16 protein-coding genes are annotated in these 20,295 nt (G+C 71.9%); 12 read left to right on the top strand and 4 right to left on the bottom strand.

Annotated elements, in window-relative coordinates:
- Positions 1-95 precede the first annotated feature (95 nt).
- Together ACZ67T_RS03195 and ACZ67T_RS03190 are read left to right on the top strand one after the other, a co-directional pair.
- The gene (locus tag ACZ67T_RS03195; protein ID WP_469981379.1) at positions 96-2,525 is read left to right on the top strand and encodes a ThuA domain-containing protein; all 2,430 of its coding nucleotides are present in this window, start codon (positions 96-98) and stop codon (positions 2,523-2,525) included.
- 5 nt (positions 2,526-2,530) lie between these two features.
- Complete coding sequence (locus ACZ67T_RS03190; protein ID WP_469981378.1) at positions 2,531-4,732, top strand: OmpL47-type beta-barrel domain-containing protein; 2,202 nt, start codon at positions 2,531-2,533, stop codon at positions 4,730-4,732.
- 76 nt (positions 4,733-4,808) lie between these two features.
- Here the strand turns inward: ACZ67T_RS03190 and ligD are convergent, their stop codons facing one another.
- Positions 4,809-5,834, bottom strand: coding sequence for a non-homologous end-joining DNA ligase (gene ligD / locus ACZ67T_RS03185; protein WP_469981245.1), 1,026 nt, complete (start codon positions 5,832-5,834; stop codon positions 4,809-4,811).
- Positions 5,835-5,914: 80 nt separating this feature from the next.
- Between ligD and ACZ67T_RS03180 the strand changes: the two genes are divergently transcribed.
- Complete coding sequence (locus ACZ67T_RS03180; RefSeq protein WP_469981377.1) at positions 5,915-6,976, top strand: ATP-dependent DNA ligase; 1,062 nt, start codon at positions 5,915-5,917, stop codon at positions 6,974-6,976.
- Between the two features lie 267 nt (positions 6,977-7,243).
- Positions 7,244-8,206 (top strand): DUF3048 domain-containing protein, encoded by a 963-nt coding sequence (locus ACZ67T_RS03175; RefSeq protein ID WP_469981244.1) that lies wholly within the window; start codon positions 7,244-7,246, stop codon positions 8,204-8,206.
- 29 nt (positions 8,207-8,235) lie between these two features.
- On the opposite strand, the gene ACZ67T_RS03170 is transcribed toward ACZ67T_RS03175, so the two are convergent.
- Positions 8,236-8,697, bottom strand: coding sequence for a MarR family winged helix-turn-helix transcriptional regulator (locus tag ACZ67T_RS03170; RefSeq protein ID WP_469981243.1), 462 nt, complete (start codon positions 8,695-8,697; stop codon positions 8,236-8,238).
- 198 nt (positions 8,698-8,895) lie between these two features.
- On the opposite strand from ACZ67T_RS03170, the gene ACZ67T_RS03165 reads away from it, so the two are divergent.
- The 7 genes from ACZ67T_RS03165 to pcaDC are packed head-to-tail and all read left to right on the top strand — an operon-like array spanning position 8,896 to position 15,379.
- Positions 8,896-9,678, top strand: coding sequence for a CoA transferase subunit A (locus ACZ67T_RS03165; protein ID WP_469981242.1), 783 nt, complete (start codon positions 8,896-8,898; stop codon positions 9,676-9,678).
- Positions 9,678-10,322, top strand: coding sequence for a CoA transferase subunit B (locus ACZ67T_RS03160; protein ID WP_469981241.1), 645 nt, complete (start codon positions 9,678-9,680; stop codon positions 10,320-10,322). Before ACZ67T_RS03165 ends, ACZ67T_RS03160 begins: the two co-directional genes overlap by 1 nt.
- The gene (locus tag ACZ67T_RS03155; RefSeq protein WP_469981240.1) at positions 10,319-11,521 is read left to right on the top strand and encodes a thiolase family protein; all 1,203 of its coding nucleotides are present in this window, start codon (positions 10,319-10,321) and stop codon (positions 11,519-11,521) included. The genes ACZ67T_RS03160 and ACZ67T_RS03155 overlap by 4 nt, the downstream gene beginning before the upstream one ends.
- Before the next feature lie 18 nt (positions 11,522-11,539).
- A complete protein-coding gene (gene pcaH / locus ACZ67T_RS03150) occupies positions 11,540-12,310 on the top strand; it encodes a protocatechuate 3,4-dioxygenase subunit beta (protein ID WP_469981239.1) in 771 nt (256 codons plus the stop codon).
- Positions 12,307-12,885, top strand: coding sequence for a protocatechuate 3,4-dioxygenase subunit alpha (pcaG, locus tag ACZ67T_RS03145; protein WP_469981238.1), 579 nt, complete (start codon positions 12,307-12,309; stop codon positions 12,883-12,885). The genes pcaH and pcaG overlap by 4 nt, the downstream gene beginning before the upstream one ends.
- A complete protein-coding gene (gene pcaB / locus ACZ67T_RS03140; protein WP_469981237.1) occupies positions 12,882-14,228 on the top strand; it encodes a 3-carboxy-cis,cis-muconate cycloisomerase in 1,347 nt (448 codons plus the stop codon). The genes pcaG and pcaB overlap by 4 nt, the downstream gene beginning before the upstream one ends.
- Positions 14,225-15,379: a bifunctional 3-oxoadipate enol-lactonase/4-carboxymuconolactone decarboxylase PcaDC gene (pcaDC, locus tag ACZ67T_RS03135; protein WP_469981236.1), complete on the top strand. Its 1,155-nt coding sequence runs from the start codon at positions 14,225-14,227 to the stop codon at positions 15,377-15,379. Before pcaB ends, pcaDC begins: the two co-directional genes overlap by 4 nt.
- A 103-nt stretch (positions 15,380-15,482) precedes the next feature.
- On the opposite strand, the gene ACZ67T_RS03130 is transcribed toward pcaDC, so the two are convergent.
- Positions 15,483-18,155 (bottom strand): ATP-binding protein, encoded by a 2,673-nt coding sequence (locus tag ACZ67T_RS03130; protein WP_469981235.1) that lies wholly within the window; start codon positions 18,153-18,155, stop codon positions 15,483-15,485.
- 174 nt (positions 18,156-18,329) lie between these two features.
- On the opposite strand from ACZ67T_RS03130, the gene ACZ67T_RS03125 reads away from it, so the two are divergent.
- A complete protein-coding gene (locus ACZ67T_RS03125; RefSeq protein ID WP_469981234.1) occupies positions 18,330-19,391 on the top strand; it encodes a DUF2510 domain-containing protein in 1,062 nt (353 codons plus the stop codon).
- 191 nt (positions 19,392-19,582) lie between these two features.
- Here the strand turns inward: ACZ67T_RS03125 and ACZ67T_RS03120 are convergent, their stop codons facing one another.
- Positions 19,583-20,203 (bottom strand): TetR/AcrR family transcriptional regulator, encoded by a 621-nt coding sequence (locus ACZ67T_RS03120; protein WP_469981233.1) that lies wholly within the window; start codon positions 20,201-20,203, stop codon positions 19,583-19,585.
- Between the last annotated feature and the right edge of the window lie 92 nt (positions 20,204-20,295).

Genomic DNA, 20,295 nt, shown 5'->3' with positions numbered 1-20,295 from the left:
GTGAACTCATGCGGTCCACGCCGCATCAAAAACCCTTGGACGTAAGAGGGTTGGACAGAGACAGACGCAGACGACGCCGTGCAGTCGCCGCGGTCCTGGCGTCCGGGGCGGTAGCCGCCGGACTCCTCACCGGACCCGCCGCCAGCGCGCGTCCGGGTCCCGAACCATCCGTGACAACGATGTCCCTGCCGTCGCCTCCCGGCGGCTCGAATGTGCGCGTCCTGGTGTACTACGGCTCCGCCGCGGGCGGCGACGAGTCACCGGTGGTGAACGCGGGAATCGCGGCCATCGAGAAGATCGGCCAGAGCGGCCCCGCGGCCCAGCGCTTCAAGATCACGGCGACGGACGACGCGTCCGTGTTCACCGACGCCACGAAGCTGGGCCGCTTCAACGCGGTCGTCTTCCTGACCGGCGGCGGCGATGTGCTCGACCCGGACCAGGAGGCCGGGCTCGAGTCGTTCATGGAGGCCGGCGGCGGGTTCGTCGGCATCCACGACGCGGCCCGTGCCGAGCCGTACTCGGACTGGTTCACCGGCCTGATCGGCGCGCGTCCGGCCGACGACAGCCCGGCGAACGTCCAGCGGGCCACCGTCGAGGTCGGTGACCGCCAGCATCCGGCCACCAAGGACCTTCCCGTGCAGTGGAAGCGGCCCGACCAGTGGCTGAACTGGGTGAAGAACCCGTCCGGCTCGGTGCACACCGTGGCCCGGGTCCGCGAGTCGACGTACCAGCCGGGCGCGAGCGCCAACGGCGCGGACCACCCGGTGTCCTGGTGCCGCGACTACGACGGCGGCCGCTCCTTCTACACGGGCATGGGCGGCACGGCCTCCAGCTACGACGAGGTGGACTTCCAGTCGCACCTGCGCGGCGCCCTGCTGTGGACGAGCCGCATCGTGCGCGCCGACTGCAAGGCCGCGATCGACTCCAACTACAAGGCCGAGCGACTCACCCAGCCCAACCAGGCGGGGCAGAACGACCAGATCGGCGAGCCGCACGGCCTGGTCACCGCGCCCGACGGCCGCGTCCTGTACATCGGCCGCGGCGGCGCCGACTCCTCGCAGCCGGTGATCACCGACTGGAACAACCCCGACGTCGGCAAGGGCAAGGGCGAGATCCACGTCTACGACCCGAAGACCAAGAAGGTCACCCAGGCCGGCGCGCTCACCGTCTTCGGCAACAAGGGCGGCGGGGACGAGCTCACCAAGGTCGAGGAAGGGCTGCTCGGCATCGAGCTCGACCCGAAGTTCGAGCAGAACGGCTGGGTGTACCTGCACTACACGCCGCACTCGGGGCTCGACCGCGACAAGCAGATGGCCGAGCGGCAGGTCTCCCGCTTCACGCTCGACCTGAACACCAACAAGCTGGACATGGGCAGCGAGAAAGTACTGCTCAAGTGGCCTGTGCAGGTGCACAGTTGCTGCCACGCGGGTGGCGGGATGGCCTGGGACTCCAAGGGCAACCTGTACATCGCGACCGGTGACAACAACTCCTCCGGCTTCAGCGACGGCTACTCGGGCAACAACCCGCAGCCGAACTACAAGGGCGTCTCCTTCGCGGACGCGCGCCGCACCGCCGGCAACACGAACAACCTCAACGGCAAGATCCTGCGCATCCACCCGGAGGCCGACGGCACGTACACGCTGCCGGAGGGCAACCTCTTCACGGGCAAGGAGACCGCGGAGGGCGGCGGCAAGACACGCGGCGAGATCTATGTGATGGGTGTCCGCAACCCGGCGCGCATCTCCGTCGACAAGAAGACCGACACGCTCTACGCGGGCTGGGTCGGCCCGGACGCCGGTGAGCCGTCGACGACCTGGGGTCCGGCGAAGTACGACACGTTCGCCGTGATCACCAAGGCGTCCAACCGCGGCTGGCCGTACTGCATGGGCAACAAGCAGCCCTACCGCGACCGCAATCTGCCGGACCCGACGAAGCCGCTCGGCTGGTACGACTGCGACCACCTGAAGAACGAGTCGCCGAACAACGACGGTCTCGTCAACCTCCCGCCGATGACCGCCAACAACATCTGGTACTCGCCGCAGGGCGGGGCGCCGGACTACCCGCGTGACGCAGGCGGCATCCCCTCGTACAAGAAGGAGGAGGCCAAGTACCTCCTGCCGTGGCTGAAGGGCGGCGGGCAGGCCGCGATGGACGGGCCCGTCTACCGCTACGACGCGTCGATCCCGAACGCGGACAAGTGGCCGAGCTACTGGGACGGCAAGTGGTTCGTCGGTGACTTCTACGACGCCACGCAGCCGCGGCACGCGGTGATCACCGACCCGAAGACGGCCGGTGACGGCGGCATCCCGGTGCACGCCGAGAACCTCAAGAAGATCGTGCCGGTCGGCAACGACGGCATCAAGAACCTCATGGACTGGAAGTTCGGCCCGGACGGCGCGCTCTACGTCCTCGACTACGGCCGCGGCTTCTTCACCTCGGATGCCAAGTCGGCCCTGTGGAAGGTGACGTACACGGGCGGCGAGGCGACCCCTGCGGCCGGTGACCTGGCCAGGAAGGCGCAGTGATGAGGATGCGCACCAAGAACCGGCGAAGACTGTGGACGGCACTGTTCGCTGCCCTGCTGATGGCGCTCGGACTCGGCTCCCCCGTCGCGTTCGGGCAGGACGCCCCGGTCGCCGCCGCCCAGCAGGTCCTGACCTGGACCGGCAGCGACGACATCACCAAGTACGCCTCGGCGCCGACGACGGCGGTGGCGGGCGCGACGACGATCGTCTTCGAGAACAGTGCGGCGACCGGCAACACCATGGGCATGCCGCACACGCTGACGTTCGACACGTCGGATCCCGAGTACAACAACGACGTGTCGGTGAACATCCTGGCCAACCCGAACGACAGTGAGGGCGGCAAGCACTCGGTCGAGGTCACCCTGACCCCGGGCCGCTACCGTTACCACTGCTCGATCCCCGGCCACGAGGGCATGCAGGGCATCCTCGTCGTGACCGAGGGCGGCGGCGAGGACACGGCAGCGCCGGAGACCTCGGCGAAGGTCGAGGGGCAGAAGAACGCCCAAGGGGAGTACGTCGGTTCGGCGTCGGTCAGTGTGACGGCGACGGACGCGGGCTCCGGTGTCGACAAGGTCGAGTACGCGACGGGTGCCGACGGCGCCTGGCAGCCGTACACGACCGCGGTGGTCGTCGACCAGGTCGGGGCGCACACGATCCGCTACCGGGCGTCCGACAAGGCGGGGAACGTGGCGGCGGAGAAGTCGGTCGACTTCACCGTGGTCGCGCCGCCCACGGACGACAAGACTCCGCCGGAGACCTCGGCGACGGTGAGCGGCGAGAAGAACGACAAGGGCGAGTACCTCTCGATGGCGACGGTCACGGTGACGGCCTCCGACACCGGCTCCGGAGTCAACTCCATCGAGTACGCGGTGGGTTCGGACGGCGCCTGGCAGCCGTACACCTCACCGGTGATGGTGCACGAGGTGGGCGCCCACACCGTGCGCTACCGCGCCGCGGACAAGGCGGGGAACGTGGCCGCCGAGAAGTCGGTCGACTTCACCGTCGTCGCACCGCCCGTGCAGGACAAGACGCCCCCCGAGGTGTCGGCGAAGGTCGACGGCGAGAAGAACTCCGACGGCGCGTACCTCAAGAGCGCCAAGGTGACCGTCTCCGCGACGGACGCCGACTCGGGTGTCGACAAGATCGAGTACTCGCTCGACGCGGGCCCCTACCTCGCCTACACGGCGCCGGTCGTGGTGGACCGGGCGGGCGCGCACACGGTCGCGTACCGGGCGAGCGACAAGGCCGGCAACATGTCGGCGGCGAAGTCGGAGGCCTTCACGGTCACCACGGGCGGCGGGGTCCCGGCGCCCGACTGCGCGGAGTACGACGAACGGTTGACGGTGATCGTCGGCACGGTCGACACGGGCATCCCGAACCGGGTCACCAACAACCGGTGCCGGATCAACGAGCTGATCGAGGACGAGCGGGAGTGGACCTCGCAGGCCCTCTTCCTCAAGCACGTCAAGACCGTCACCGACAAGCTCCTCAAGGAAGGCGTGATCGACCAGCGCGAGTACAACAAGATCAACCGCGCCGCCAAGCAGTCGGGGATCGGCAAGCCGGGACAGACCGAGGGCTACCGCAAGATCTTCGACGGCACGCAGGGCTCGCTCGACAAGTGGGAGCAGGTCGGCGGCGGCAAGTTCGGCCTGAACGCGGACGGCTCGATCACGTCGAGCACCACGGTTGAAGGCATGGGCATGCTGTGGTTCCCGCAGCGCAAGTACGGCGACTTCTCGCTGAAGCTCCAGTGGCGGGACGACGCGCCGGGCACGGGCAACGCCAACGGCGGTGTCTTCGTGCGCTTCCCGTGGGTCCACGACCACCCGGAGGAGTCGCGGCCGGAGTGGGTCGCCATCAAGTACGGGCACGAGGTGCAGGTCCTCGACCGTCCTGACGGCGACATGTACAAGACCGGTTCGATCTACGGCTTCGACCGCGTGGGTCTCGCGGGCGCGGGCGTCACGCAGAAGGGCACGTGGAACGACTACGAGATCCGTGTGGTCGGCCAGCACTTCTCGGTCCTGCGCAACGGCGTCCTGATCAACGAGTTCGACAACACGGGCGGTCAGGTCTTCGAGCCGCCGCGCGGGGACGACCCGGGCACGGACGGCCGGCGGTTCTCCTCCGGCTATGTCGGGCTCCAGGTCCACAGCACGTCGGACGTCATCTCGTACCGGGACATCCGCATCAAGGAGCTGTGACAGGTCAAGGTGCCGCAACACGGCATGGAGCCGTAACAGGCACTGTCCGCAAGGCAGTTGAGCGAGTCGAGCCGGGTCAGTCCTCGTGTCTGGCCCGGCTCGGCTGTACCCGCTTGGGCTCACCCGGCATCTTCGGGTACTCGGGCGGGTACGGCATGTCGCCGAGGCCGCGGTCCCGTTCGTCCCGGTCGGCGAGTTCGAGGAGCGCGTCGAGCCGGAAGGCGTGCTCGTCCATGTCCTCGTGAACGTCGCCGACTTCGGCGTAGCGGGCCGGCATGGAGCCGATGTCGAAGTCGGCCGGGCGCGCGTCGTCGACCTCGTCCCAGCGCAGCGGCGCGGAGACGGGGGCGTTCGGCCGTGGCCGTACCGAGTAGGCGGAGGCGATGGTGCGGTCGCGTGCGGTCTGGTTGAAGTCGACGAAGATGCGCTCGCCGCGCTCCTCCTTCCACCAGGCCGTGGTGGCGCGGTCGGGCATACGGCGCTCCAGCTCGCGGCCGCAGGCGATGGCAGCGCGGCGCACCTCGACGAACGTCCAGTGCGGGGCGATCGGCACGAAGACGTGCATGCCCCGGCCGCCGGACGTCTTGGGCCAGCCGCGCAGACCGCCGAAGTCATGGAGGACGGAGCGCAGCTCGTGGGCGGCGCGGACGGCGTCGGTGTAGTCGGTGCCGGGCTGCGGGTCGAGGTCGATGCGCAGCTCGTCGGGGTGATCGGGGTGCGCGCGGCGGACGGGCCAGGGGTGGAAGGTGAGGGTGCCGTACTGGGCCGCCCAGATGACGGCGGCGATCTCGGTGGGGCACATCTCGTCCGCGTGTCGCCCGCTGGGGAAGGTGATGGTGCCGGTGGGGATCCAGTCAGGCAGGTTCTTGGCGGCGCGCTTCTGGTAGAAGGACTCGCCGTCCAGGCCCTCGGGGTAGCGCTGGAGGGTGGTGGGGCGGTCGCGCAGGGCGCGCACGATGCCGGGGCCGACGGAGAGGAAGTAGCGGGCGAGGTCGAGCTTGGTGTAACCGGGCTCGGGGAACATGACCCGGTCGGGGCTGGACAGGCGTACCGTCCGCTCTCCCGCCTCCAGCTCCACGGCCGCACCGTTCGACTTGCCCATGCGGGCCACGCTAGGCGCATCGGCCTGCGTGCGCATACCGGGCGGGTGACGGCGTATCGCGACAGAATCGGCTCATGGTCATGGATCTGCCGGTGATGCCGCCCGTGAAGCCGATGCTCGCCAAGTCCGTCGCGAAGATCCCGCCGGGCATGAGTTACGAGGCGAAGTGGGACGGCTTCCGCGCGATCGTCTTCCGGGACGGCGCCGACCTGGAGATCGGCAGCCGCACGGGCAAGCCCCTGACCCGCTACTTCCCCGAGCTGGTCGCCGCTCTCCTCGACCGGCTGCCCGAGCGCTGTGTCCTGGACGGCGAGATCGTGATCGCCAGGGACGGCCGGCTCGACTTCGACGCGCTCACCGAACGCATCCACCCGGCCGCATCGCGGGTGAAGACGCTGGCGGAGCGGACCCCGGCGTCCTTCGTGGCGTTCGACGTACTGGCCCTCGGCGACGAGTCGCTGATGGACACGCCCATGGTGGACCGCCGGTCCCGCCTGGCCGAGGCGCTGTCCGGCGCGACGCCGCCCCTCCATCTGGCCCCGTCGACGACCGACGCGGAGCTGGCGCAGACGTGGTTCGAGCAGTACGAGGGCGCGGGCCTCGACGGGGTGATCGCCAAGCCGTTCGACCTGCGCTACCGCGAGAACGAACGCCTGATGTTCAAGATCAAGCATGAGCGGACCGCGGACTGTGTCGTGGCCGGCTACCGCTTCCACAAGAGTGGCCCGGTCGTCGGCTCCCTGCTGCTCGGCCTGTACGACGACGAGGACGTTCTCCAGCACGTGGGCGTGTGCGCGGCGTTCACGATGAAACGGCGTACGGAGCTGATCGCGGAGCTGGAGCCGCTGCGCCTGGAGTCGGCGCAGGACCATCCGTGGGCCGCGTGGACCGAGGAGTCGGCGCACGAGAAGGCCCGGCTGCCCGGGGCGACGAGCCGCTGGACCGGCAAGAAGGACCTGTCGTGGGTGCCCCTCGAGCCAAGGCTCGTCGCCGAGGTGGCGTACGAGCACATGGAGAACGGCGCGCGCTTTCGCCACACGGCCCGCTTCCGCCGCTGGCGCCCGGACCGGACGCCCGAGAGCTGCACGTACGCGCAGCTGGACGAGCCGGTCCGGTACGACCTGGCGGATGTCCTGCGCTAGGGCCTTTCGGCCGGATCAGGCCGGACCAGGGAGCGGGTCCTGGTCCCGTGCGTCGCCGGGCGGAGGAAGAAGCTCACGCGGCGGGGGTCCGCCCTACTCAGGCGAAGCCGAGAGCTTGGGGCAGTACGTGCCGGGCCCCGCGAGCCCGGCTTGATCCAGACGAGAGACCCTGGGGCCCGAGCGTCGGCGCACGCGGGATCCGTCACGATTTTCGAGCGTGGTCGGCCGGAACCGATCGGTCCCCCGCCGGGCGGGTATCACCCCTGCGTGGACATACGACCGGTGCGGGTGACGCGCGTGCGGCGGGCCGCGGTCGTCGCGGCGGTCCTGGCCGCCACGGCCGCCGGGTGCACGGTCGGCGACGGACACCCGCCGGACGGCGGCTCCGCGAGCCCCACCGCCGGGGGAAGCCGTGGACCCGTTCTCGCCGTGAAGATCGACAACGTGGGTCCCGCCCGCCCGCAGACCGGCATCGGCCGGGCCGACATCATCTACGCGGAGCAGGTCGAGAGCGGTCTGAGCCGGCTGATGGCCGTGTACGCGACCCGGCTGCCGCCCGTGGTCGGCCCGGTGCGCAGCGCCCGCGAGACCGATCTCGAACTGCTGCGGCAGTTCGACCGCCCCACGCTCGCCTTCTCCGGCGCCCAGTCGAAACTGCTGCCGCTGATCGCCGAGTCCCCGCTCGACGCGCTCCCGCCCGGCAAGGCCCCGGCGGCGGCCTACTTCCGCGGCGGCGACAGGCCCGCGCCGCACAACCTCTACCTCCGGCCCGGCAAGCTGGGCGTGACGCCGCAGGCGGGTGCGCTGGCGGCGGCCGGGGTCACGTTCGGGGCGCGCCCGGCGGGCGGGGAGGCGAAGAACGCCCTCACCGTGCGCTTCCCGGCGGCGCGCTTCACCTTCAACTGGTCTGCTGCGAGCCGCAGTTGGCAGGTGTCGATGGACGGCACCCGGGCACGCACCACGGACGGCGGGACGCTGAACGCCTCGACCGTCGTCGTCCAGTACGTCGATGTCCGCAGCTCGCGGTTCCACGACCGGTCGGGGAACACATCACCGTTCTCCGACACCGTGGGTTCGGGCAAAGCGACGGTACTGCGGGACGGGCGGGCCTATGACGTCCGGTGGGAGCGGCGCTCGGCGGCCGACGGCGCCCGGTTCACGACGGCGGACGGCGGGAAGCGCATGGCATTCGCGCCCGGTCAGGTGTGGATCCTCTTCGCCGAGCGGTGAGCGCCCCGGCTCGCACCGGGACACCGCCGTCAGGCCTTCGCGAGCGGCTCCGTCGGATGGCGAAGCCCTTCCGCCGCGTCCGAGACGCGCTGGATCAGGTCGAAGAAGACGGCCTGCTCGTCGGCGGACAGCGGAGCGAGGAAGATCTGATTCATCCGGGCGGTGCGCACGGTCAGTTTGCGGTGGACGCGCGTCCCGTCGTCGGTGAGGCGCAGCAGGGAGCGGCGGCCGTCCTGCGGGTCGCGCACCTTGTCGATCAGTCCACGGCGGCCGAGCCGGCTGATGACCTCGGCGATGGTCGAGCGGTCGAGGCCGACGCGCTCGCCCACGGTGCGCTGGTCGAGGCCGGGCTCGGCGACGAGCGCGTTCAGGACGGCGAACTGCGGTGAGGTGATCTCCTCGGAGACCATCGTGTTCCACAGCAGGTAGTGCGCCTGCTGGAGGCGCCGGGCCAGGTGCCCCGGGTGGGTGGTCAGATCCACCGCGGCCATCGCGGACCTCCGGTCTTTTTCGGATGTGTACTGACCAATACTCGACCATGGGGCAGCCCATGTCGAGTCGGCTCCCCAGCCCCGCACCGTCGTCACAGTGGGCTATTGACGGTACGGGCCCGCGGTGGCACCGTAAGCCCCAGTCACACAAATGCTCAGTGTGCTGAGCATTTCAGGTTCGCGGAGAGGCTGGCTCGGATGGACAAGGTGGTGGCGACGGCCGCGGAAGCGGTCGCCGACGTGGGGGACGGGGCGTCCCTCGCAGTCGGCGGGTTCGGCCTGGTCGGCGTCCCGAACGTGCTCATCGGCGCGCTCCACGAGCGCGGCACCACGGGCTTGAGCGTGGTCTCCAACAACTGCGGGGCGATGGACTCCGGCCTGGCCGTGCTGCTCGCGGCCGGGCGGATCGCCCGGGTCACCGGGTCGTACATCGGCGCCAACAAGGAGTTCGCCCGCCAGTACCTGTCCGGCGAGGTCGAGGTCGAGATGATCCCGCAGGGCACGCTCGCCGAGCGGCTGCGCGCGGGCGGCGCCGGCATCCCCGCGTTCTACACCCCCGCCGGCGTCGGCACCCAGATCGCCGAGGGCGGACTCCCCTGGCGCTACGACGGCCAGGGCGGCGTCGCGCTGGCGTCCCCGCCCAAGGAGGTCCGCACCTTCGACGGCACGGACTACGTCCTCGAACACGGCATCCGTACCGACTTCGCCCTCGTGCGCGCCGCCAAGGGCGACCGGCACGGGAACCTCGTGTTCAACAGGTCCACCCGCAACTTCAACCCCCTCGCCGCGATGGCCGGACGCGTCACCGTCGCCGAGGTGGAGGAACTCGTCGAACCCGGCGACATCGACCCCGACGCCGTGCACGTGCCCGGCATCTTCGTCCAGCGCGTCGTCGCGCTGACGCCCGCGCAGGCCACGGACAAGCAGATCGAACGGCGCACCGTCTCCGCGCCTCCGGCACGAGGAACGGTGAGCAGCTGATGGCCTGGACCCGCGAAGAGATGGCCGCGCGCGCCGCCCGCGAGCTGCGCGACGGCCAGTACGTCAACCTCGGCATCGGCCTGCCGACGCTCATCCCGAACCACCTGCCGCCCGGCGTCGAGGTCGTCCTCGAATCCGAGAACGGCATCCTGGGCGTCGGCCCCTACCCGGCCGACGACGAGGTCGACCCCGATCTCATCAACGCCGGCAAGGAGACCGTCACGGTCCTGCCCGGCGCCTCGTACTTCGACTCGGCGCTCTCCTTCGGCATGATCCGCGGCGGCCACATCGACGTCGCCGTCCTCGGCGCGATGCAGGTCTCCGCCCGCGGCGACCTCGCCAACTGGGCCGTCCCCGGCAAGATGATCACCGGGATCGGCGGGGCCATGGACCTCGTCCACGGCGCCCGCACCGTGCTGGTCACCATGACCCACACCGCCAAGGACGGCACACCCAAGATCGTCGAGGACTGCACTCTGCCGCTGACCGGCAAGGCGTGCGTCAACCGCGTCATCACCGACCTCTGCGTCCTCGACGTCACCGCCGACGGGCTCGAACTCGTCGAGCTGGCCCCAGGCGTCACCGCCGACGACGTCACCGCGAGGACCGCCGCCAAGGTCCGCATCCCGGAGGAAGCCCGATGAAGGACGTCTACATCGTCGACGCCGTCCGCACGCCGGTCGGCAGGTACAACGGCTCCCTCGCCGCCGTCCGCCCGGACGACCTCGGCGCGCATGTCATCCGTGAACTGCTCGTGCGCACACCGGAGTTGGATCCGGCGCTGATCGGCGACGTGTACTTCGGCAACGCCAACGGCGCGGGCGAGGAGAACCGCAACGTCGGCCGCATGGCGGGGCTGCTCGCCGGGCTGCCCACCTCCGTGCCCGGCGTCACCGTCAACCGGCTGTGCGCCTCCGGCCTCGAAGCCGTCATCCAGGCCGCGCGGGCCATCGCGCTCGGCGACGTCTCCATCGCCCTGGCCGGCGGCGTCGAGTCGATGACCCGCGCTCCCTACGTGCTCCCCAAGAGCGACCGGCCGTTCCCCGCGGGCAACGCGGAGCTGTACTCCACGACCCTGGGCTGGCGCATGGTCAACCCGCGGATGGAACCGCAGTGGACCGTGCCGCTCGGCGAGTCGGCCGAGCTGATCGCCGACAAGCACGGGATCACACGTGAGCAGCAGGACGCGTACGCGCTCGCCTCGCACGAGAAGGCGTCCGCCGCGCAGAAGAACGGCCTGTTCGACGCCGAGATCGTGCCGGTGGCCGTCCCCCAGCGCAAGGGCGACCCGCTCGTCGTCACGCGTGACGAGTGTGTGCGCGAGAGCGCGTCGCTGGAGGCCATGGCCAAGCTCAAGCCGTCGTTCCGGACCGAGAACGGGAGGGTGACGGCGGGCAACGCCTCGCCGCTCAACGACGGCGCCGCCGCGCTGCTCCTCGTCGACGACGAGGGTCTGAAGGCCACCGGCCGCGAGCCGCTCGCCCGGGTGACGGCCTCCGGGGTCGCCGCGATCGACCCGCACTACTTCGGGCTCGGCCCCGTCGAGGCGGTCCACCGCGCGCTCGCCAGGGCAGGCAAGGGGTTCGGCGACCTGACCACCCTCGAACTGAACGAGGCGTTCGCCGCTCAGGTCCTCGGCTGCGTGGCCGAATGGCCCGAGTTCGACCCCGCAATCCTCAACCCGCGCGGCGGCGCCATCGCGATCGGCCACCCGCTCGGCGCGTCCGGCGCACGGCTCGCCGGATCCGTCGCGCACCAGCTCAAGGCCGCCGGTTCCGGCACCGGCGTCGCCACCCTCTGCATCGGCGTCGGACAGGGCCTCGCCCTCGTCCTCGAACGCTGAAGGACTCAGGAACCCACCATGGCACTCACCCAGTCGGACATCGACGTCGAGGTCGCGGACCTCCAGAGCGCGTACGACAAGGCGCGCGCGGGCGGCGCGCCCGCCCAGCACCACCCGGCGCGCGGCTACGCGCCGTACCGCAGCTCGCTCCTGCGCCACCCGAAGCAGCCGCTCGTCGCCGTGAACGGCGGCGACCCGGAGACCGTCGAGCTGTCCGGGCCCGTCTTCGGCGCCACGGACATCACCGACATCGACCAGGACCTGACGCGCCGGCACGCGGGCGAGCCGCTCGGCGAGCGCATCACCGTCTCCGGACGGCTGCTCGACAGCGACGGCCGCCCCGTGCGCGGCCAGCTCGTGGAGATCTGGCAGGCCAACGCGTCGGGCCGGTACGCGCATCTGCGCGACCAGCACCCGGCTCCGCTCGACCCCAACTTCACCGGTGTGGGCCGGACCCTGACCGATGACCAGGGACGGTACTCCTTCACCACCGTCAAGCCGGGCGCGTACCCGTGGCGCAACCACACCAACGCGTGGCGCCCCGCGCACATCCACTTCTCCCTGTTCGGGGACGCCTTCACACAGCGGCTCGTGACGCAGATGTACTTCCCGAACGACCCGCTGTTCCGCTACGACCCGATCCTGCGGTCGGTCACGGACGAGTCGGCCCGCAACCGCCTGGTCGCGGCGTACAACCACGACCTGTCGCAGCCCGAGTTCTCGCTCGGCTACGAGTGGGACATCGTCCTCGACGGTCCCTCCGCCACCTGGATCGAGGAAGGCCGATGACCTCCGTGCCCGAGAAGCTGCTCCCCACGCCGTCGCACACCGTCGGCCCGTTCTACGGCTACGCCCTGCCGTTCCCCGAGGGCGAGCAGGTCGCGCCGAAGGGGCATCCCGACACGATCGCCCTGCACGGCTGCGTGTTCGACGGCCACGGCGACCCGGTGCCGGACGCCATCCTCGAGTTCTGGCAGGCAGGACCCGACGGCTCGCTCGCCGGGGCGCCGGGCTCGCTGCGCCGCGACCCCACGACCGGCGGCCATCTCGGCCGCAACGGCACCGACTTCACCGGATTCGGCCGGGTCGCCACGGACGCCGACGGGCACTACGCCCTCTTCACACTGCCGCCGGGCAACGCGGGACTGCCGTACATCAGCGTGTGCGTGTTCGCGCGCGGTCTGCTGCACCACCTGTTCACCCGCGCCTACCTCTCCGACGGCGCGGACCCGCTGCTGGACGCCCTGCCCGCCGAGCGGCGCGCGACGCTGCTCGCGCAGCCGCAGAAGGACGCGCACCGCACGTACCGTTTCGACATCCGCCTTCAGGGCGAAGGCGAAACGGTCTTCCTGGAGTTCCAGTGACACACGTCGGTCCCGACGCCGATCCCGACGCCGGGCTGCTCTCCCCCGGCCGGGCGGGCTCCCCCGCCGAGTCGGCCACCTCGGACGCGGCGGTCCTGCGCGCCCTGCTCGACGCGGAGGCGGCGCTCACCCGGGCGCAGGCCGCCCTGGGTCTGGCACCGGTGGCCGCGGCGGACGCGGTGACGCGCGCCGCCGCGGACGACGGGCGCTTCGACCCCCGCGACCTCGCGCTGCGCGCCCGCTCCGGGGGCAACCCGGTGATCCCGCTGGTCGCCGACCTGACGGCCGCGGTGGCCGGCGAGCACGCCCCGTACGTCCACCGGGGCGCCACCAGCCAGGACATCCTGGACACGGCGCTCATGCTGGTCGCGGCCCGGACGCTGGACGGGCTGCTCGGCGACCTGGCACGCACGGAGAGCGCCCTCGGGCGGCTCGCCGCCGCGCACCGGGACACCGTCATGCCGGGCCGTACGCTCACGCAGCACGCCGTGCCGACGACGTTCGGCCTGAAGGCGGCGGGCTGGCGCTCGCTCGTCCTCGACGCACGCGACCGGCTGACCGCCGTGCGGGCCTCGCTTCCGGTCCAACTGGGCGGTGCGGCCGGCACGTTGGCAGCCTTTGGCGTGTTCGGTGCCACGAACCCCGGTGACCTGACCGAGGCGTACGCGACCGAACTCGGGCTGGTCGCGCCCGTCTTGCCCTGGCACACCCTGCGCACCCCGGTCGCCGACCTCGCGGGCGCGCTCGCCTTCACGGCCGGGGCCCTCGCCAAGCCGGCGGCGGACGTGCTCACGCTGTCCCGCACGGAGATCGGCGAGCTGTCGGAGGGGGCGGGCGGCGGTTCCTCCGCGATGCCGCACAAGGCGAACCCGGTCAGGGCCACGCTCGTCGCGGCGGCCGCCCGTCGCGCACCCGCGCTCGCCGCGACGCTGTACGCGTCGATGGCGGCCGAGGACGAGCGCCCCGCCGGTGCCTGGCACGCGGAGTGGGAGCCGCTGCGCGACCTCCTGAGGCTCGTGGGCGGCGCGGCGCGCGACGCGGCCGAGCTCGCCGAGGGGCTTCAGGTCCACGCGGACGTGATGCGTGAACACCTCTTCGCCACCCATGGGTTGATCGTCTCGGAGCGCCTGGCGGCCGAGCTGGCGCCGCTGCTCGGGCGCGCCCGCGCGAAGTCCCTGCTCACCGAGGCGGCGCGGCGCACCCGCGCCGAGGACAGGCCCCTGGCCGAGATCCTCACCGACGAGCCCGATCTCAAGGGCGTCGACCTGGCCGACCTCACCGACCCCGCCCGATACACCGGCTCCGCCGGAGCCCTCACCGACCGTGCCCTGGAGCGACGTTGAGCACTGCACCCCCCGACCGCGGCACCCTCCTTCACCACCGCGCCGAAGGCCCCGCCACCGCTCCCCCGCTCCTCCTGGGCCCTTCGCTCGGCACCTCCACCGCCCTGTGGGACGCGGTCGCACCCGAACTGTCCGTCACCCACCGGGTGGTGCGCTGGGACCTGCCGGGACACGGAAAGTCCCCGGCAGGTCTGATCGGCCCGGGTGCGACCGTCGCCGATCTGGCCGGGCTCGTCCTGGACCTCGCCGACTCCCTCGGCATCGAGCGCTTCGCCTACGCGGGGGTGTCGCTCGGCGGCGCGGTGGGCCTGCACCTCGCGGTCCACCACCCGGAGCGGGTGACCAGCCTCGCGGTGATCTGCTCGTCGGCGCACTTCGGCGGCTCGAAGCCCTGGGAGGAACGGGCCGCGCTGGTCCGCAGCGAAGGGCTCGGCCCGGTGGCCGAGACCGCCGACCGGCGCTGGTTCACGCCCGGATTCACCGTGCCCGCCCTCGTCGAGGACCACCGCACCGCCGACGCAGAGGCGTACGCGGCCTGTTGCGACGCGCTCGCCGCGTTCGACATCCGCGGGGAGCTCGCCTCGATCACGGCTCCCACCCTGCTGATCGCGGGCCGCGAGGACCCGGCGACCCCGCCCGCACATCTGCGGGAGATCGCCGATGCGGTGGCGGGTTCGTCGCTCGTCGAGATCGCGGGGGCCTCGCACCTCGCCCCCGCCCAGTGCCCCGCACCCGTGATCACGGCGCTGCGCGCCCAGCTCGGCGGGGGTGCCGGACGCGGTATGGAGGTGCGCAGGCAGGTGCTCGGCGACGCGCACGTCGACCGCGCGCAGGCCCGGCAGAGCCCGTTCACGGCCCGCTTCCAGGACTTCATCTCGCGCTACGCGTGGGGCGAGATCTGGACCGACCCGACGCTGTCGCGCCGCGAACGCTCCATGATCACGATGACGGCGCTGGTGGCCCACGGCCACTACGACGAGCTGGCCATGCATGTGCGCGCCGCGCTGCGCAACGGCCTGACGCCCGACGAGATCGGCGCCGTACTGCTGCAGTCCGCCGTGTACTGCGGTGTCCCCGCGGCCAATTCGGCGTTCGCGGTGGCGCAGCGGGTCCTCGCCGAGGAGAGCGGAGAGGACCTGTCCGGCGCCTGACCCTCTACGCGCCGACTGCCCGTCACCTCCTGGACAGCGGTGACGGGCAGTCGGCGTACCGGCAGTCAGCGGCGGTCGGGGTACCGGCGCACCGCCGCCCGCGTCAGCGCAGGCCGCGTCCCGTGTCGAGTACCTCGCGGGCGCGGGCGGCCAGGCCGTCGGCGCCGCACGACTTGGCCAGGGTGAGGCCTCGGGTGAGCTCCGCCACCGAGCGGGCCGCGATGCCGTACTCGACGCGGGCCACCGCGTGTTCGTACGCGCAGGGCGACGCTTCGAGGTACGTGACCGACTTCGCGTAGAGCGTCAGGGAGCGCTGGCCGGTCTCCAGGGCGGCTTCGCAGCGCAAGGCCTCCCCGATCGCCGTGTCCGTGCCGAAGCGCTCGGCCTGGAGCCGGGCGTCGGCGGCCAGTTCCCCGGAGCGCTTCGGGTCCTCGGTGGCGAGCGCGCGGGCCAGGTCGCAGGCCCAGGGCGCCATGATCGTGTTGTGTCCGCCGCGGGCGGTGGCCGCCTTGGCCGCCGCCTCCAGCTCGCTGACGCCCTCCTCGGTGCGGCCCGCGGCGAGCAGCAGGCGGCCGCGGACGGAGTGCGCGTCGGGCAGGACGATCGTGGAGGGATAGGGCGGGCCGAAGGAGTAGCGGTCCGCGATCTCCATCGCCTCGCCGATCCGGCCGCGGGCCACGAGCGTGTCGATGAGCATGCACGCGGCGTCCCAGTGCATGGGCAGGCCGCGGCCGACGCGGTCGGCCAGGCGCAGGCTCTCGCGCAGGACGGCCTCGGCGTCGTTGAGGCGGCCGCGCCTGCGGTGGACGTAACCGACGAAGGCGTGCGCGAGCGCCAGATGGCCGCCGCTCCAGCCCGCGGTCTCGTAGGCGCGTACGGCCTCGGTGAACAGGCTCTCCGCGCGGTCGAGCCGGTCGGCGAAGAGATAGGCGCTGCCGAGCATGGCGAGGAGTTCGAAGCCCCACTCGGGGTCGGTCCAGCCGAGGCCCGGTGCGAGGCGTTCGTTGACGAGGGAGCGGTCGCAGAGTTCGACCACCTCCTCCGCGTTCTCGCCGCGCGTCATCGCGTCGAAGGCGCGCAGGACGAGCAGGACCCGCTCGGGGTTGTCCCGGCCGGTGAGGGAGCCCGCGAGCGCGGCGAGATTGCGGGAGCGGCCCGGGGAGTCCTCCTCGCCCGCGTGGATGCCCTCCCACATGTAGCGCATGGCCTGGAGGCGGAGGCGGGCCGGACCCGGGTCGAGCCGCGTGGCCTCGGCGTCGATCTCGCGCAGCGCCTCTTCCAGCTGGTTGTTGTGGACGAGCGCCTGGGACAGCCGGCACACGGCGTCCACGCGCGCGTCCCCGTCGAGGCCCGGCTCGGTGTCGAGGGCCTGGCGCAGATAGCCGATGGTGACGGCGGGTGAGGTGAGGAGGGTGGCACAGCCCAGCTCGTAGAGCAGTCCGGACCGTACGTCGGGCAGCGGCGGTTCCTGGAGGGCGCGCTCCAGACAACGGCGGGCGGCTTCCGGGGCGCCGACCGCGAGGTGTTCGCCGGCCGCCGCGCGCAGCTGCTCGACGAGTTCGGGGTCGTCGTCCGGGTGGACCTGGAGCAGATGCCGGGAGGCGGCCGCGGCGCCGTGGCCCGAGGCGGTGACGGCCCAGGCCGCCTGCCCGTGCATGGCGGTGCGGGTGGCCGCCGGGATGGAGCGGTACACGGCACTGGCGATCAGCGGGTGCACGAACTCCAGCCCTCCGCCGCCGCTTTCGTACGTCGTGTCGGTGAGGATGCGGGCGTCTTGCAGCCGCTCGGCGCAGCGGCCGGCCTCGCCCGGGGTCATCCCCGCGAGCCGCGCCGCGAGCTCGGGGGCGATCCGGGTGCCGAGGATGGCGGCGGCCCAGGCGAAGCGCGTCGCGTCGGTGCCCAGGCCTTCGAGGCGGTCGACGAGTCCGCGGCCGCGCGCCGACTTGTTCAGCGCGCGCAGCTCTCCGGCCGAGCCCTCCACGGGTTCGAGATCGCTGTCCTGGACCTTGGCCAGGAGCTCGACCGTCTCGTACGGGTTGCCGCCGGTGACGGCCCACACCTCGCGGCAGAAGGGGGCGTCGGCGTGCTCGCCGAGGGTGGCGCGGGTGAGCCCGGCGGTGGCGTCCGGGGTGAGGGCGTACAGGGTGGTGCGGGGCCGGGCGGCGTCGCCGACGGCCTCCAGGTGTCCGGTGGAGGCGGCGGTCGCCTCGCCGTCGCGATGGGCGACGACCACGAGGACGGGGAGGTCGTCGAGGCGTTCGGCGAACGCGGCGAGCCAGTGGAGGGTCTCCTCGTCGGCCCAGTGCGCGTCGTCGACGAGCAGGACGAGCGGCCAGTGCAGCCGGGCGAGCCGGGACACCGCGGCAACGAGTCCGTCGCGCACACCCTGCGGGTCGGCCTGGCGGCCGCCCGGTTCGGCTATGCCGAGGGCGGGGCCGGCGATCTCGTACCAGTCGCCGAAGTACTCGCGGGCCTCCTCCTGCGAGAGCGCGAGGAGGGCGGGCTGCAGCAACTGGCGTACGACGTTGAAGGGGACGGAGGTGACGGTCTCGCCGCCGCGGGCCGACCAGACCGTGGCCCGTCCCCCCGCGATGCGGCGCACCTCTTCGAGGAGGGCGGTCTTGCCGATGCCCGCTTCGCCTCTGAACACGACGAGGCTGCCCGACGACGCCGCGTCCCCGCAGAGTTCATCGAGCGCCCGTTCGACCTCCGCGATCTCCTTGTCCCGCTCCCACAGGGCTGCCGAGGCGGCTCCCTCAGGCCGACTCTGCGTCATCCCGCACCCTCCCGAAGTCGCTCGATCGACGTACAGATGTCGAGAGTAGCCGGAGCCGGGGGATTGTGGGTGGGGGTCCGCGCAGGTCTTCGCCGTAAGTGGGAAGGTGCCCTTCCGGAACCGGACCCGGCCCCTCTCATGCCTCTTTCACGCACGCCTCATACTGTGGCGCACATGACCCAGGTGACTCCCCCCGGCTGGTACCCCGATCCCGGCCAGAAGCCCGAAGGCCCCCGCACCGAACGCTGGTGGGACGGCAGTGTGTGGACGGAGCAGACCCGTGCCGCCGAGGCCGGCGCCGCGCCCGCCCCGCCCGCGTACGCGCCGACGGCTCCCGGCGCGCATCCGCAGGCGTACGGCTATCCGCAGACCGCCCCGCCGCAGGGGCAGTTCGGCCATCCCGGATACCCGGGCTACCCCGCGTACCCGGAGCCGAAGCCGCGACGCGGCCTCAAGATAGCCATCGCCGCCGTTGTCGCCGTGGTGGTGCTCGGCGGCATCGTCGGCGGGGTGTACGCGCTGACGTCCGGGGACGGCGACGGCAAGAGCGACCGGGCCGACTCCTCGTCAAGTCCCTCTGTTTCTCCGGGACTTCCCCAGGGACCGGGGAACGGGGCGGGGGGCAGCGGGGGCGGTGACGGGTCCGGTGGCTCCGGTGGCGAGAGTGGTGCTCCGCAGGCACCGGGTTCCGGCGACGGCTTCGCCGCCGACCTGGTCAACGGGGTGTCGATGCCCGTGCTCGACGGCTGGACCGGCGGCACGACGAAGGGCGGCAACGCGGGGGTGACGACCGGCCCGTACGCCTGCCCCGGCGACACGAAGCAGCAGTGTGTGCGCGGCGGCGCGTTCTCGGCGTCGGCCGAGGCGCTGAAGCTCAAGGCGACCGACGCGGAGGCCGCGGCCAAGGAGGACATCTCCAAGAACGCGCAGGAGTCCTACGGCGGCGCGATCTACGGAAAGATCACCTCGCACAAGGAACTGGCCTCCAAGGCCGTCACCGTGGCGGGCCGGCAGGGCTATCTGGTGCGCTGGCAGGTCGTCACGGCCAAGGGCGACGACGGCTACGTCGAGTCGCTGGTCTTCCCCGCGCCGGCCAACCCCAAGTCGCTGGTCGTCGTCCGCTTCGGCATCGACGTGAACGACAAGGCCCCGGACGTGACTGCGATGGACAAGATCACCAAGGGCATCAAGAAGTCCGCGATCGCCGAGGGCGGCGGCAACGGGCAGGACGTGTAGGACCCCGCACCACACGTGCAGGACCCCGCACCACCCGTCGGGCGCCACAGGGGGAAAGCCCAGGGGCCGGGCGGGTCCCCCTCCGCTCAAGGAGGGACCCACCCGGCCCGGGGGTGCGCGCCGCGCCCGTCCCCACGGTGCGGCGCGGGCAGACCGCCGTCCGGTCATCCCGACAGACGACGGCCTCCCGTTCAGGTGGCTTCGCCCAGGCCGAGTGCGGGCAGCACCACGGCGTCGACGAAGCGGGTGAGGTAGTCCGCGTCCGCGTACCGGCCCTCGAGGACCGGGCGGATGCGCTGCACCCCGAGCAGCTGGGCGGCCAGGAACTCGAGGGCCGGATGGTCCGCGGCGATCTCGCCGCGCGCCACGGCCCGGTCGACCATCGCCCCGAGCGCGGCCAGCTCCGGCTCGACCAGGGCCTCGCGCAGCGCCCCCTGGAGTTCCTCATCACTGAGGACCGCGTGACCGAGGGCCTGGACGAGCTGAGTGTCGCGTCCTGCCTGCTGCGCCGCCGCGCGGGCGGCCGAGCGCAGGTCCCCGGCGAACGTACCCGTGTCGACACTGGCGAACTTCACGCAGCGCCCCGCCCGCAGTGCGGCGGCCACGAGCTGCGGCTTCGTCTTCCACTGCCGGTAGAGCGTGGACTTGCTGCAGCACGCCTGGGCCGCGACGCCCTCCATGGTGAGCGCCTCGTAGCCGTTCTCGCGGAGCTGGTCGAGGACCGCGTCGTAGAACTCCCGCTCGCGCTCCGGAGTGATCTTGGAGCGGCGCGAAGTGGTCACTGATGTGCCTGCCTGCTCCTGGGACTCCATGGCTCTTCTCCTCGCGATCTCCGCTATCGATACGTCAGTGTACCGGTACGCCAGCGTTTCGGTACACTGGCGTATCGATGAGCGCGGTTCAC

The organism is Streptomyces sp. NPDC107517, from assembly GCF_055582645.1.
This window is presented reverse-complemented; position numbering and strand designations above follow the sequence as displayed.